The following is a 15,378-nucleotide window of genomic DNA, read 5'->3' on the forward strand; positions in this document are numbered from 1 at the left end:
CAAGGGGCAAAACTTACTACATTAAGATTTCTATACGTAATTGATAAGAATACAAAGACAGCAATTACAGTGACTACAGAAAAAATGCAGGAATTTTTAAAGGAACGAAATGATTTATTGACACAATTCAATAATGAAAGCAAGAAAGATGACGAACAGGTTTTCATTAAATATCTGAAACTCCTTAATGAAAATTAATGACCAATGTATTCTAAAAAACAGGTGCTAACAGCGTATTTATTGTATTTGGGCTGATGACGCATTTGGAGTTCTTAACGCTTTTTGGTAGCTTTACTAACGTGGGACAAGAAAACGTTTCAAACTCCCAAACACAACAAATACGCGAACCGTTAGGTGTTATTGAAAACAGACAAAATCTACAACATGAAAAAACTCATAAGTATTCTAATTATTTTAAGTTTCGTTAGTTGTAATAGGAAACCTAATTGTTCCTATAAAATACCGATTGACAAAAATGATGGTTTGAAAGTATCAACACTTGAAGAACACAACTTAGACAAAAAGGCATTTGAGAAAATAAATAGCGATATATGCAAAGGGATATACGGAAACATCCACAGCGTACTGCTTATTCACAACAATGACCTAATCATAGAGCAGTATTATAATGGATGGAAAAGTAATGAACTTCATTTTTTAGCTTCTACAACAAAAAGTTTCAGTGCAATTATGACCGGCATTGCAATAGAACAAGGAAAAATAAAAGATGTAAACCAGAAAATGCTTGACTTCTTTCCAGAGTATTCTTCACTTGCAGAAGATACTTTAAAAAGTCAAATAACGATTAGAGATTTACTGACCAATACATCTGGTTTTAAATGGAACGAGCAATCACTACCTGTTAATGACCCCAATAATATGGGCGTGCAAATGGATAAAATGGATAATTGGTTGAAAGCATCACTGGAATTACCAATGGACACCATCCCAGGAAACAAATATGTATATAGCGGACCTAACAATATTATTATTGGTGAAATAATTAAGAAATCAACTGGACAGAATATTGCGGAATATACGGAAGATAATCTTTTCAAACCTCTTGGAATAAAAGATTACAATTGGTTTTCTAAAAATGGAATTTATGATGTTGGTGGTGGCCTAAAACTCAAATCAAGGGATATTGCTAAATATGGATTATTATACCTGAATAAAGGAAAATGGCTTGACAAACAGATTGTATCATCAGAATGGATGGAAGAAATATTTAATCCATTTATTGAAATCAGACATCCTTTATACAGTTGCTTTCAATGGCAAATGGTAAAAACAGAATACGGATTTAATTCTTGGTTTATTCCAGGAGATGGAGGACAAATCATAAATATTGTTCCAGATTTAGATTTAGTAATTGTAATAAATGCGGACAACAGAAAGATTCCGAAAGAAAAGCGAACACCTTTAGAGTATTTAATTAAGGATCTAACGAAAATACATCCCAAACTTAAAAATGAATAACAACAACACCTAACAATGTATAAAAATAATAGCCGAGATAGTAGTAAATTCAAGGATTGTAGCCCGCTTCAACTTGTGTGTAACTTTATAGGTAATCGCCCGCAATCCGCTACGTTTCATACCGCCAAACGTTGTAGGCTATTGAAAAACTCATACAAAATAATAAATTAACTAAATGACAACATTAATAGTAGGTGCGAGCGGCGCAACAGGAAAACATCTGGTAGAACAATTGTTGAATATGGGACAAAAAGTCAAGGTGATAGTACGTCCTACTGTAAAAACAACTGACACTTGGATAAATAATGACAAAATAACAATAATCAAAGCCAATATCTCAGAGATTAGTGTGGATGAAATGATGAATTATTTAACTGATTGCCAGTCAGTAGCTTCTTGTCTTGGTCATAATATAACTTTAAAGGGTATTTTTGGAAAGCCTAGAAAATTAGTAACTGATGCCGTTAAACTGCTTTGTATGGCAATTCAAAAGAATTCACCTGATAAACCAATCAAGTTTGTGTTGATGAACACAACTGGTAACAGGAATAGAGATTTAAATGAACCCATTTCGATTGGAGAAAGAGTAGTAATGGGGTTAATCCGCTTACTTGTACCACCACAATCAGACAATGAAAAAGCAGCAGATTTTCTGAGAGTGAATATTGGGCAAAAAAATGAATTAATTGATTGGGTAGTGGTACGACCAGATACATTAATTGACGAAGATAGCTCGACCGGATACGAGTTATATGCTTCACCTATAAGGAGTGCACTTTCTAATCCTGGAAAAACCAGTCGAATTAATGTTGGAAATTTTATGTCTAGACTAATCGTTGACAATGACTTGTGGGATAAATGGGAAGGGCAAATGCCTGTAATTTATAATAAAGAAACTTAGTTGAATGAAATCAACAGCCTACAATAAATAAAACTTCATGTGGTATGCAGTGCCCGGCATGAAGTTCCGGTTAAACCGGGATTCCACTCGGAACATGGCGTTGACCTGCGCTATATACAGTCCATGCCGGGACATGAGAGCAGCAAAACCACTGAAGTATATACCCATATTACCACTAAAGGTTTCGATAAAATAAAAAGTCCATTAGAAAATTTGGATATTTAAAATATTTTTATATTTGTAAGCGAAAAACAATAGATAAATGCGAAATAACTGCCATATGGTGGTTACACAGTCGTTGGGCGTCATATTTATAAACGCTACTGCTAAAAATATTGAGTTAATTTTAATGCTCTAATATTATGAAATGGTACAATCTTATTTCATGTTTTTTTTTAGGTGTATTCTTAGTAAATTCAATACCTCATTTTTTTCATGGAATGTCAGGTGATTATTATTCTACACCATTTGCTAGTCCCCCATTTAAAGGACTATCTTCTCCATTTTTGAATATCATCTGGGGATTGATAAATTTGTTATTATGCCTTTTTTTGTATATTGCATCTAAGATATCCATTACAAACAAATGGACAATAATAATATTTGGAATAGGTTTTATTACAATGTCAAGTTTTGCATTTTTATATAAAAGATAAACAGTAGAATCGAAGACTTTAAAACTTAGGTTTATGATAAAAAATTATTATTATTTGATAGTAGGAGTTTTAGCGATTCTTTTTGCATTCACTCACGCAATAAATGGACAGACAACAGTCTTACCAGTGCTCAATGTAGATACTATTGATATAAACACTAGAACTGTATTTTTTTATGTCTGGCACATTATTACTATTGAAAACTTTATTTTTGGAATGGCATTTATTTTTATGGCATTTTATAAAGATTTATCAAAAGTAAGATTTGCCGCATGGATGATTGGTATTATTATGATTGCCCGCTGGATAGTAATTTCCGGGAGCATGGTTTTTAAAAATAAAATTGGTCTTGGAGACATTTTAATAGATACAATTGCTATTATGATTGTTGTTGTGTTAATAATTTTAGGGACAAGAGTAAAGAATAAGATTTCTGAATGAGTATTGGTAGAAATATGATATATAAAATGATAATAAGATTTGAGATTACTTAAAGTTTTAAATAAAGCTACTTTTATGTGATTGGAATAAAATACTAACGCCCAACAAATGGTATAGTGCATGCGGGTTTCAGAGGTTTGCGAAGCTTTTTGGCTCGTAAAAAAGTCGGTGTAAACTGATAAGAAAGTAGCTTCGTAATCCCGCACGGCACCATACCATCAGCCGTTGGCTGTAATGTTCAAAAACCACACAACGATAAGATTATGAGACTTATAATTGTTTCTATATTAACTGGATTAATTCATTTTAATGGATTTTCACAGATGGATTATAAAAGGATTATGATTTCAAAAGATATTGAGTTGATTAAATTGTCGGAAAACGCATATGTACATGTTTCTTATACGGATTTGCCTAATTTCGGTCGGTTCCTTTCAAACGGATTGATTTTTATAAATGGTAACGATGCTTTTCTGTTTGATACGCCGGTTACAGATTCATTAACTATGGATTTAGTTTCATGGATAAAGGACTCAATGAAATTAAAAATTGTCGGATTTGTACCAAACCACTGGCATGTTGATTGTATGGGAGGATTGGGATATTTACAAAATCAAAAAATAGAATCTTATGCAAATCAAATAACAATTGATATTGTAAAGACTAAAAAATTACCAATTCCAACACATGGATTTAAGGATTCGTTGCAATTGCAGCTTGGCGATAAATTGATTAAATGTTATTATTTTGGTGCAGCTCATTCACTGGATAATATTGTTGTTTGGATTCCTTCAGAACAGATTTTGTTTGCTGGTTGCATGATTAAAAGTGCCGACTCAAAAGATTTAGGAAATATTGTCGATGGGGATTTAATAGCTTATCCAAAAACAATTGATAAATTAATTGATAGATTTCCAAAGGCTAAAATTGTAATTCCAGGTCATGGACAATTTGGCGGATTTGAATTGATTAAACATACAAAAGAATTGACGACTAAATGATTGAAAAATAAAACACTACAGCCAATAAATAGGACTTCATGTGGTACGCAGTGCCCGGCATGAAGTTCCGGTTGAACCGGGATTCCACTCGCAACATGGCGTTGACCTGCGCTATATACAGTCCATGCCGGGACATGAGAGCAGCAAAACCACTGAAGTATATACCCATATTACCACTAAAGGTTTCGATAAAATAAAAAGTCCATTAGATAATTTGGATATTTAAAATATTTTTATATTTGTGAACAGAAAGCAATAACTAATCACGAAATAACCGCCATAATGGTGGTTATACACTCGTTACCGCCAAGTGTAAGGAGACAGACAACGACATAGAGAAATTGAAAAGTAAACCATTGTGAAAGGACAGAAAAACGAAATATTGACAAGACCAGAAAGCCGACACTCAAGCCGACCCGATGTTTTTTATTTTTTTCCCACCGCACATTTTTTAAAACAATTTCCGACCCACATTGCACACATTGCCAAAGCCCCACGAGCTAACGCTGAAACCAAAGCTTTGCCAAAGAGTGCAATTTTGCCATATTTGTTGAATCATTTAATAGTTATTAAATAATGTCAGATTTTAAGGATATATTATTACGTCAATTTCGTATTGACTTATTCGAAAGAGAAAAGAATCCCATTTCAGCTTTATATAAACTGAAATATAATTATGATTATTCAGATATATGTTTTATAGTTGATAATCTTAATTCAAACAACAAAATTGAGCAATTAATATATGGGTGTACAACTCCCGAAACAATTAGAAACTTAGGTGATACACAAGTTATTTTTGGAGATTCAAATGATGAGCTTGAAAAAGAAATTAACTGGGCTTTACTTTCAGTTAGGAAACACGATGAGAAACTAAATTTTTTCATAGAACTTAAATCTATTTATGAGAAATCCTTACTAGTTGGTGATTATAAATTAGCTGAAAGCACGTTAAGTAGAATTGAAAATGAGATATGCGTATCATTATGGGGAATAGAACAAAGATTTGTAATAATCGAATTACAGAAAGGTCTTAAGGAAAATACAAACTTTTTAAATGAAATTAATGAACAAAACAAAAAATGGTTTATAAAATATTTTTCTCATTTCTATAGCATCAAGGCTGAAAAAGAATTATCTGTAAATCAATATCAGCTTGCATTAGCAAGGCTTTTATTCAAATACTATGAAAATAAAAAACATGTTGACTTAAGCTATTATAATTTTAAACTTAATTTTTTAGAAGAAGTATCTATTGAATATCTGCCAATTTTTCTTACAGTTGAAGGTTACCATTCAATAATTGACAGGTACATTACGCTGCAAAGAATTTTTCAGATCGAAGTTCTTAAAAAGGATAAGGATAAAAAAAGCATGATTGATAGTAGGTTATATTATTTATCCAAGAAAATTAGTGACCCTTTAATAAACAAATTAAGATTTATTCATGGTACTGAGTTCGAGTATAAACTAGAGTTAACACAATTTGACTATAAAGCTATAAAGGCAATTGATGAATATAGCAGAGGTAATTATATTATAGCAGAAAAACTTTTATATGACTGCATATGCGTAAAGCCATTGGCAATTGAATTATATGACTTATATGTTAAAACACTAATAGTTCAAAACAAGCCCTTACAGTCTATTGGCAAGAACAACGATTCATATCAAAATAGGATACTTAACGATTTTTATAACATACTTTTAAAAGAAAACAATGTGAATGAAAGTCTAAACGACATTAGAAGAATTGCGTACAATTTAAGTTCATTCTTTTCTGTATCTTTTTATTTAATGAATTATTATAAAAGTGAGTTGGAAAATAAAGAGGAATGGCTACCAATTTCAATATTAAACTCGAATTTCTTTAATCCTACTTCAATTAAATTGATTGATAAATCAAACATACACTTTGATGACATAGTTAATCAATTTCATTCTTCTGCAACATTTCGCTTACTAGAGTTGCAAAATGAAAACGATATTGAGAAAATAAAGCAGACTGATATGTTTGAAATTCGTAAGAAAATTTTAATAGCAAATATTTTACAAAAAAATAATGATCCCAAAGAAGCCTCAAAGTATTTTTTAGAAATACTTGATAGTAGAGATTTGAAAAATTTTCAACGAGTTTCTATTCTATCGCAATTATATAACTGTAAATTGAAGGAAAAAAAATATGATGATTGCATAAATATATATGTTGAAAATTATCTTACGAATCCGCTATTAGTTACGAAAATTGATACACAATCTTTAAAGAAAATAATTAAAATTGATCGTTTTAAATCAGTATCTCATACTATTAATCTACCTCTATTTTATAAATTTTCAAATGCTGAAGATTACGAAATACATACAGCTTATGAATGCTTTATTTTAATGCAAGATTGCGAAATACCGTCTGAGTATATTGCTAAGCCAAACAGTTGTGATATAAGGAGACAAATAGTATTTTTGGATTCAATTTGCACTTTAGATATATTAAAACATTCTCCATTTATATCAAGTACAAAGCAAAAAATCAATGAAAGGATTACTGTTTGTAAATACTTAGCCGAAATAAATTCTGAATTTAAAGAGGCATATTCCCAAGATGTTGAAGCATTAACTAAAAAACTAATTATTCTCAAAGGGCTTCAAGAGATTGACGAAAGCAAGATTTATGTTAATCAACAAGGGATTATTGATTCAGAAATGAAAAATTTAAAGTCCTTATTTAGCCGTTATCAAGCTATTGGAGAACTTAAATCTGAAAAGAATATTAGTATAGTTTCGCCTTTATATTCAGACAAAGTACTTAGTTACAAATTTTCCGAGAAGGACGATGATTCTGAAAGTGAGTTTTCAAAAGACCCGCAATTTGATATTTACAAAGATATTTTTAATTATATATTAGATAAATTTTTGTTTAGCAATTACGGGTTGCAGCAATATTTAAGTGCTAGGATTAGGCATGGAGTTTTACTTGGAGAAATAAGACCAGAATTTGAAATTCTAAATCTAATAACTGAAAAGGAAAAAGGTGTTGACTTATATAAACCCAACAAACACTGGAATTACTTATTTAACATGTTTGGAGAGGAAAAAAGTCTACGATGTCAAGAACATTTAGCAAACTTTTCTAATGAGGTTGACATGCTAATTAACGATGAAATTCTTTCAAAATATCTACAAATTAAAATTGAAGATAAAAATACAGATGGTTGGCTAGATTACATATTCAGTGATACAATTTTGCAAGTGTCCTATGTTCTATTCAATATAAACAGCAATTTGAATCAACTTATTGACGGTGTATTTGAGTTACTTTGGGAAAGGACTAACGAAAACTTAGAAAAAATACGACTTATTATAAATAATGAGATTAAAGAACAATTTTTTGCTTTAATATTTAAATTAGAGAATAATATTGAAAACGTTATAGGTCGCCACTCATCGGAGATATTTAATAATTTAACAGAGGCTCGGATTAGTATTGAAAACAAATTAAATAAAATTGCAAATTGGTTCAATATAACGGAAAGCAATATATCTGATTTCGATTTTAGTAAAATTGTAGATGTTAGTGTTGAATGTACATTAAATACGAATTTAAATAAATCTTTACAACCAAATGTCACTCTAGATTGTTCTTGCGAATTTAAAGGTTGCTTTTTCCCACCATTAGTTGATTTGCTGAGAATATTCCTGGAGAACGCATTAAAACATTCCGGATTTGAAAAAGGTGAAATTCCAATTAACATTATTGTTGTTGAAAAAGATGATAATTTAAATATTAGAATAGAAAACCCTTTGCATAAGTCAATAAATATTGACTTATTAAAGTCTAAAATATGTTCATTTTCATTAGACCTTAATAAGTCAATGTATGAAGATCGGTCTGGTTTTCATAAAGCAATGAGAATAATCAAATCGGATTTAAATAATTATTCAAATAATATGACATTATCACTTGATAATGATACTCAATTCGTAGTAGACATAACTATTAACAAAATAAATATTGTTGTATGAAAGTTTTGTTTATAGAAGATAACGAACACAAAATAAAGCAGGTGCTTTTATTTTTCGAGATTAATTTTCCTACTATTGAAGTAGTCTTGAGGAAATCATATAATTCGGGATTGCGAGAGTTAATAAAAAAGAATGATTTTGATTTGATTTTATTAGATATGAGCCTTCCAAATTATGATATTTTGCCTGGCGAATCTGGAGGTGATTTTGAAAAATATGCTGGCAAATATCTATTAAATGAAATGTATAGAAGGGAAATAGACACTAAAGTTCTCGTAATAACCATGTACTTAAATTACGTGGATGAAGAGTTTACAAGCGAATTAAAAGATTCCTTTCCAAATTATCTAGGAGTTGTTTACTTTAATATTAAAGAACCTGATGGTTGGAAAAATGAAATATCCTCAATAATTGAAAAATTGGTAAAATGATAAATATAATCGTAGTCGAAGACAATCCTAATAAAAAGGAGAAGATTAGGATGTTAATTGAGAATAGTATTGATATTCCTAAAGAGAATATTGATTATGCTCCAAATGTTAATTTTGCAAAGAGGTTGATTTATAAAAAATCATATGACTTAATGATTTTAGATCTTGTCTTGCCTCTTGACAATGATGAAATTCCAAAACCAGAAACAGGGTTAGGGTTTTTAGACGATTTGCATTCAAGTCCTCAAATTAAACCGATTATTCATATTGTTGGTTTAACTGAATTTTCAGATTATATTGAAAAATACAAAAATAAATTTGGCGATTATCTTTGGCACTTAATAAACTACAAGGCAGAGGAATCTGACTGGCAAGAGAAACTTAAAAATATTTTGTATCATTTAATTAAAACTAAAAAGGAGTTTTTGTCAAATGAAAATATTAAATATGATTATGATATTGCAATAATAACCGCTGTAAGCAAAGAAAAAGATGCTGTACTAAAATTAGATGCTGATTGGTCAAAAATTTCAATATTAAATGACTCAACATCATATTACCAAGGTGTCTTTGCTAGAAATGAAAAAAAATTAAAAGTAGTTTCGGCTTGTACACCCCAGATGGGAATGAATGCTGCGGCAACATTGTCAATGAAATTAATATACAATTTTCGCCCTCGATATTTAATTATGGTTGGAATTTTAGCAAGTACAAAAGAAACAGCCACACATGGTTATGGTGATATTATTGTAGCTGACCAGTCATGGGATGGTGGAGCTGGCAAGATTACAGAAGATAATGAAGGAAAACCATTCTTCAAGCCAGGTGCAAATTATTTAGCCTTAGATGCAGATTTAAAAGAACGCATTTTGTCTTATCAAGGCAACAAAATTCTTTCACAAATTCGGGATAATTGTCAATTTAAGAAACCTAATACAATATTGCAACTTCATGTTGGACCTGTTGCTTCTGTTGCTGGTGTAACAGAAAATAGAGAAATTGTTGAGGAGTTAGAAAAACATCAAAGGAAGATTATTGGAATTGAAATGGAAACCTACGGAGTTTTTTACAGCGCCAATAATTGTTCTAACCCTAAACCAAAGGTTATTTCGATAAAGTCAATTTCTGATTTTGCAAATACCGATAAAAATGATATTTATCAAGAATATGCTTCTTATACTAGTTCAGAATTTATGTATCAGTTCGTTTTAAATGAATTATAATATACCTATTTGCAAGCACATTGCCATAGCCCCACGAGCCAACGCTTCAAACAAAGCTTTGTCAAAGAGCTTGCAAAGCCAACGTACCGAGAGAAATTGTTTTAAAAATTTGCCGACACATAAAAAAATAAAAAAACGCGGACACACGAGCTGTCTGAAAAGACAGAAAGTAAAATGACAATGATACGGAAACTGAATAATGACAATGGTTTACAAGACTGGAAGACAGAACACCAGGCGGTAACAGGCGGTATATTTTATTGCCGAGTTACTGCGGGTTTCAACGTTTCTGCATCTAATAAACTTTCGTGTAACTTGACAGGACAGTGCTTCGAAATCGGCAACAAAAACATACCGCCAAACCGTTGGCTGCCATTATCAGAACAATAGGAACCATAGAATAAGAATAAAAATAAAAATAAAAATAAAAAACAAATTCAGAATGAAAAGAATCCTTCTACTGTTCTCCTGCATATCAATGTTGTATGGTGTGAATTTACAAGCACAAGACAGATCAAACAACCTGACAGATGGGGAGAAAGCCTATGTCTTGTCAAAATTTTGTACAGAAGTGAAATATAATTATGTATTCTATAACTATTTGACTTTCGACTGGGACAGTCTCTGTTTGGCCACACTGCCCACACTTTTAGCTACAAAATCTAAGGATGAATATGCTCACGAGCTACAACGCTTGTGTACCAAATTGCAAGACGGACACACTTCCATATATGAGGATAATTCGGATAATAACTTGGATTGGATAAAGCCTTTTCCCATCAAGACTAAACGGATAGGTGACCGCGTTTTTGTAACAACCGTGTTAAGTACCAATTTCCAAAAACAAGGCGTTGAAATAGGAAGTGAAATCATAAAAATAGACGGATTAGATGTTATGGAGTATGTAAATCGCTATAAACGCCCCTACACATCATCATCCACCCCGCAATGGTTGGATTATTCGCCTTATGCAGGCTTTGAACTGACGAAGGAGAAGGGTTCAAAAATATCAAAAATTTCATTTAAAAATCGGGACGGTAAAGCCTTTACAGTTGAAAGCCATCGGAACATAAACTGGGATATAGACGCTAATGCGATATTTGATTATAAAACGATAGAAGGTAATGTGGGGTTGTTGAAAATAAATACCTTCATTGGCAATGACTTTAAAAAAGAATTTGATGCGCTATATCAAAACATCAAGAAAACCGATGCTTTGATTATAGATTTGAGGGATAATATGGGCGGGAACTCTGGTAATGCAGATTATATCATTAGCCATTTGTCCATCACGCCTGCAAAGATGGGCAATTGGAGTAGCCGTATGTACATTGCCGCACATGGTTCGTGGGGATATCCGCAAGAGTGGTATATGGAAACGCCGGATGATTTGACACCCATGAATAAAGAAAATGTATATACCAAACCGGTAATAGTGTTGGTAAATGCCGTGACATTCTCATCTGCCGAAAATTTTTGTGTGACTTTTCGTGGTATTAAAAGAGGAGAAATTATAGGAACGCCCACAGGAGGAAGCACTGGCAACCCCATCCACATAGAACTTGGTTATGGGATTTTTGCTCAGATTTGTACTAAAAACGAATGGGATGTGGACGGAAATAAGTTTATTGGCGTTGGAATAAGACCTGATGTAGAAGTAAAGGAAAGCGTGGATACATTTTTGAAAGGAAAAGATATGGTGGTAGGGGAAGCATTGAAACAGATTGGAAAGAATAAAAAATAACGGCAGCCAATAAATAAAACTTCATGTGGTACGCAGTGCCCGGCATAAAGTCCCGGTTGAACCGGGATTCCACTCAGAACATGGCGTTGACCTACGCTATATACAGAGTATGTTGGGACATGAGAGCAGCAAAACCACTGAAGTATATACCCATATTACCACTAAAGGTTTCGATAAAATAAAAAGTTCATTAGATAATTGGGATATTTAAATTATTTTTATATTTGTGAACAGAAAGCAATAACTAATTACGAAATAACCGCCATAATGGTGGTTATACACTCGTTAGCGCCCATTTTATGAAGACACTACCAATCATATTGTTGATTTTTTTATCGTGTGATTTGTTCGGTCAGATTGATTCGCGAAAAGATTGGCCAAAATCGATTCAGAACGAGTTTGATTTGATTAAAGATCAATATATAGATACTTTCTTGATTTATTATGCATATTTAGGACCATGGACAAATCTTCCTGATTCATGTAAAGGGATTCCTTCTGTTTGGATACTTTGGAAAAAGGATAAAAACTATAGTGCCCAACAATTATTTTGTGATTCAATTAATAAAGACTCCCGACAAATCACTGACAAATCATTTACTTATTTTCTTAATCATCGGAAAGACTTTAAATTAAAGGACGAATACTTCAAAAAGACTAAGAATTTACCTCCAATGCAAACTGACGGATTGGAAGAATATCTTATTTTTATGACAAAAAAGGAAAATATCATTTTGAATCTTTCTGATTACCAAAGGGCAGACAATAAATGGAATTCTTTAGAGTGGGTTAAAGTGACGATTGAAGCAATAAATTTAACAAAGAATGAATTGAAAATAAAATAAAAACGGGCGCTAACACCGTATAAATTTTATTGGGGTGGAAGTGCTAATTTTAAAGGCATCGCTGCTACTGAAGCTTTGTGTACCTTGATAGTGAAGTGCTCCGTAGCTCCCCAACAAAACTTATACGTGCCGTTGGCGAGTATTTAAAGAAATTACAAATAGGAGAAATAATGAATAGACTTGTTTTAATATTATTATTGATTTCCACACTTAAGATTCAAGCACAACAAACAGAAAATTCAAATATATATTTGATGGACTTTGATTATTTTATCGAAAATCTGATTGCAACGCATCCGGATCCATTTACGGCTTTTGGAAATGAAATCGGATTTTATGGTGAAAAGCAAAAAATCAAGGAAGAAATAAAAAAAATATCTACGGATGATGAGTTCGTTTTTATACTGAACAAGTTTGTTTCCAGACTTGAAGATGGCCATACTTTCATAAATAAATCCTCAAAATCGAAAAACTCTGAAGTAAAAAATCTACCTGTTAGTTTTAAAGTGGCCTCAGATAAATTGTTTGTGCAAAACACTACAAAAGAATATAAATCTCTTATTGGCAAACCTGTAGTTTCAATTAATAATATTCCAATTGACTCACTTCTGGCAAAAGTGAAGCTATATTATCCAACAGAAAATATTTCAGGAAGTTACTTTAACCTAATAAATATCCTCAAAAGTAATGTATCAGCACAAGAGTTTTTTGATGACAATTTAAATACGCTCAAATTGACTTTTAAAGGAGCTGATTCTGTTCAATCCGTTGTAATTTCATATGTTGATACACTAAATTGGCTTACACAAGAATCTTCGGTTACCATTCCCAACCAAAATGGTTGGATAAATTGTTCTATGATTGGGAAAGACAAGAAGATTGCCTATTTTCAATGGAATAGTATGGTCAGTAGGGAATTATTAGAACATATAGTTCAAGAAAACCCCAAAAACATTGAAGGAAGCCTACAATGGATTTATGGAGGTATGTTAAGAGATAAAAGAACTGGCGATGTTAAAAAAGATATAAACCAAATTCCTGCGGTTTATGAGCAATTTTACCTAATGCTACAAGAAATGAAAGTGAAAGGCTCAAAATACCTTATAATTGACTTACGAAATAACAATGGGGGTTATACATCATTAACTGAACCACTGCTTTACATTTTATTTGGTGAAAAATATTTAAATTTTGACTTTAATGCAGAATATATTGTTAAAATGTCGCCTCTCTTTTTGCGAAAATATGGAATCACAATTGACCAATACAACAACAGCAATAATACTGATTACATGATTGGAGATTATATTTCATCAGATTTTGGAAATATTCAAGGTAATTCTCATGCTGAAAAGGTGGAACACGTTGAAAACGGATATTATGGATTCGGTAAGGATTTTGTGAGAAAATCTATCAATCTTAATTGTAAACCGCAAATTGTTATACTTACATCTATCAACACTTTTAGTGCTGCTTATCATTTCACATACTTCCTAAAAAGAATTGGAAATACAAAAATCATTGGAGTTGCACCAAGACAAGCAGGAAATTCATTTATGGAAAGCACACCATTCGAATTACCAAATACAAAAATAACAGGGAGCATTTCAAACTCAGTACAAATTCTTTATAAGAAGGATACAGAGACCGGTAAACTTTTGCATCCTGACTTTGAAATGACCTGGAAGGAGTTTAGTGAATATCAATTTAACAAAGATGCAGAAGTACTAAAGGCTATTGAATTAATTGAGACAGAAAAGATAAACACTCGCTAACATGCGGTATAAGAAATTGCCAATACAGTAGGTTATTCAAGGGTTGTAGCCCGCTTCAACTTTTGTGTAGCTTGATAGGACATCACCCGCAAACGGCAACTTTTCATACCGCCAGCCGTTATGGCGCATAATATTGATTACATAATACATTAATCTCTGAAATTAATTTTCAGCTAACTAATATATAAGATATGGACGAAAAAATTATTTGGAGCATTGGTTTTGTGCTATTTGTGATAATATTATGTATCGTTAAACCTAATATTGGTCGCATTTTTCTTGGTATCTTCTATCTAATAATGGCAATCGGGATAAATATCGTTAATGCGATAACCAATCCACAATCTACGGTTCAAATGGGAGAAGCGTCACTTATAGGATTCTATAGGATAATATTTTCAGAAGTTGTATCAAAGATTCCTGTTCTATTTATATTGGCAATAGCATTATTTCAGATTACTATGGGATTATTGATACTTAACAAGCATAAATATGTAAAGTATGGACTAATAGGCACCTCAATTTTTTTAATTCTTATAACCCCATTTGGTTATATTCAGATACCCTGGTTAGGAATTGCTGCAATACAGTTGTATTTGTTGACAAAAGATTTTGATAAAACCTTTATTGAAATCACAGGTTCGTTATTTCGTCGAGATAAACACTAATAATTACGCGCCAAAATAAATAGGACTTCATGTGGTACGCAGTGCCCGGCATGAAGTCCCGGTTAAACCGGGATTCCACTCGGAACATGGCGTTGACCTGCGCTATATACAGTCCATGCCGGGACATGAGAGCAGCAAAACCATTGAAAATATTTACGCACATAACAACCAAAGGATTTGATAAAATAACAATG

At 32.0% G+C, this 15,378-nt stretch carries 15 protein-coding genes and 1 pseudogene; all 16 read left to right on the plus strand.

The features are described from left to right. A partial coding sequence (locus M0R21_04090; GenBank protein ID MCK9616997.1) for a hypothetical protein occupies positions 1-198 on the plus strand: 198 nt, incomplete at its 5' end. A gap of 186 nt (positions 199-384) precedes the next feature. Beyond that, the gene (locus M0R21_04095) at positions 385-1,479 is read left to right on the plus strand and encodes a beta-lactamase family protein (protein ID MCK9616998.1); all 1,095 of its coding nucleotides are present in this window, start codon (positions 385-387) and stop codon (positions 1,477-1,479) included. Between the two features lie 175 nt (positions 1,480-1,654). Beyond that, the gene (locus tag M0R21_04100; protein MCK9616999.1) at positions 1,655-2,380 is read left to right on the plus strand and encodes an NAD(P)H-binding protein; all 726 of its coding nucleotides are present in this window, start codon (positions 1,655-1,657) and stop codon (positions 2,378-2,380) included. 39 nt (positions 2,381-2,419) lie between these two features. After that, positions 2,420-2,605, plus strand: a complete 186-nt coding sequence (locus tag M0R21_04105; protein ID MCK9617000.1) for a hypothetical protein — start codon at positions 2,420-2,422, stop codon at positions 2,603-2,605. A 464-nt stretch (positions 2,606-3,069) separates the two neighbouring features. Further along, complete coding sequence (locus tag M0R21_04110; protein MCK9617001.1) at positions 3,070-3,477, plus strand: hypothetical protein; 408 nt, start codon at positions 3,070-3,072, stop codon at positions 3,475-3,477. A 263-nt stretch (positions 3,478-3,740) separates the two neighbouring features. Further along, the gene (gene bla, locus M0R21_04115) at positions 3,741-4,478 is read left to right on the plus strand and encodes a subclass B1 metallo-beta-lactamase (protein MCK9617002.1); all 738 of its coding nucleotides are present in this window, start codon (positions 3,741-3,743) and stop codon (positions 4,476-4,478) included. A 40-nt stretch (positions 4,479-4,518) separates the two neighbouring features. After that, complete coding sequence (locus M0R21_04120; protein MCK9617003.1) at positions 4,519-4,704, plus strand: hypothetical protein; 186 nt, start codon at positions 4,519-4,521, stop codon at positions 4,702-4,704. Positions 4,705-5,054: 350 nt separating this feature from the next. After that, positions 5,055-8,498 (plus strand): hypothetical protein, encoded by a 3,444-nt coding sequence (locus tag M0R21_04125; GenBank protein ID MCK9617004.1) that lies wholly within the window; start codon positions 5,055-5,057, stop codon positions 8,496-8,498. Further along, a complete protein-coding gene (locus tag M0R21_04130) occupies positions 8,495-8,929 on the plus strand; it encodes a hypothetical protein (protein MCK9617005.1) in 435 nt (144 codons plus the stop codon). The genes M0R21_04125 and M0R21_04130 overlap by 4 nt, the downstream gene beginning before the upstream one ends. Further along, positions 8,926-10,152, plus strand: coding sequence for a hypothetical protein (locus M0R21_04135; GenBank protein ID MCK9617006.1), 1,227 nt, complete (start codon positions 8,926-8,928; stop codon positions 10,150-10,152). The genes M0R21_04130 and M0R21_04135 overlap by 4 nt, the downstream gene beginning before the upstream one ends. A gap of 442 nt (positions 10,153-10,594) precedes the next feature. After that, the gene (locus tag M0R21_04140; protein ID MCK9617007.1) at positions 10,595-11,896 is read left to right on the plus strand and encodes a S41 family peptidase; all 1,302 of its coding nucleotides are present in this window, start codon (positions 10,595-10,597) and stop codon (positions 11,894-11,896) included. A gap of 76 nt (positions 11,897-11,972) precedes the next feature. Next, positions 11,973-12,107 (plus strand): annotated as a pseudogene (locus M0R21_04145) (tyrosine-type recombinase/integrase). Between the two features lie 88 nt (positions 12,108-12,195). After that, positions 12,196-12,741: a hypothetical protein gene (locus M0R21_04150; protein MCK9617008.1), complete on the plus strand. Its 546-nt coding sequence runs from the start codon at positions 12,196-12,198 to the stop codon at positions 12,739-12,741. A gap of 170 nt (positions 12,742-12,911) precedes the next feature. Then, positions 12,912-14,516 carry a S41 family peptidase gene (locus M0R21_04155; protein ID MCK9617009.1) on the plus strand — a complete coding sequence of 535 codons (1,605 nt, stop codon included), beginning with the start codon at positions 12,912-12,914 and terminating at the stop codon, positions 14,514-14,516. Between the two features lie 191 nt (positions 14,517-14,707). After that, entirely contained in the window at positions 14,708-15,184 is a 477-nt protein-coding gene (locus M0R21_04160; GenBank protein MCK9617010.1) for a hypothetical protein, read from the plus strand. A 31-nt stretch (positions 15,185-15,215) separates the two neighbouring features. Then, the gene (locus tag M0R21_04165) at positions 15,216-15,365 is read left to right on the plus strand and encodes a hypothetical protein (GenBank protein ID MCK9617011.1); all 150 of its coding nucleotides are present in this window, start codon (positions 15,216-15,218) and stop codon (positions 15,363-15,365) included. The last annotated feature ends 13 nt before the right edge of the window (positions 15,366-15,378 follow it).

The organism is Lentimicrobiaceae bacterium, from assembly GCA_023227965.1.
GTDB lineage: Bacteria > Bacteroidota > Bacteroidia > Bacteroidales > JALOCA01 > JALOCA01.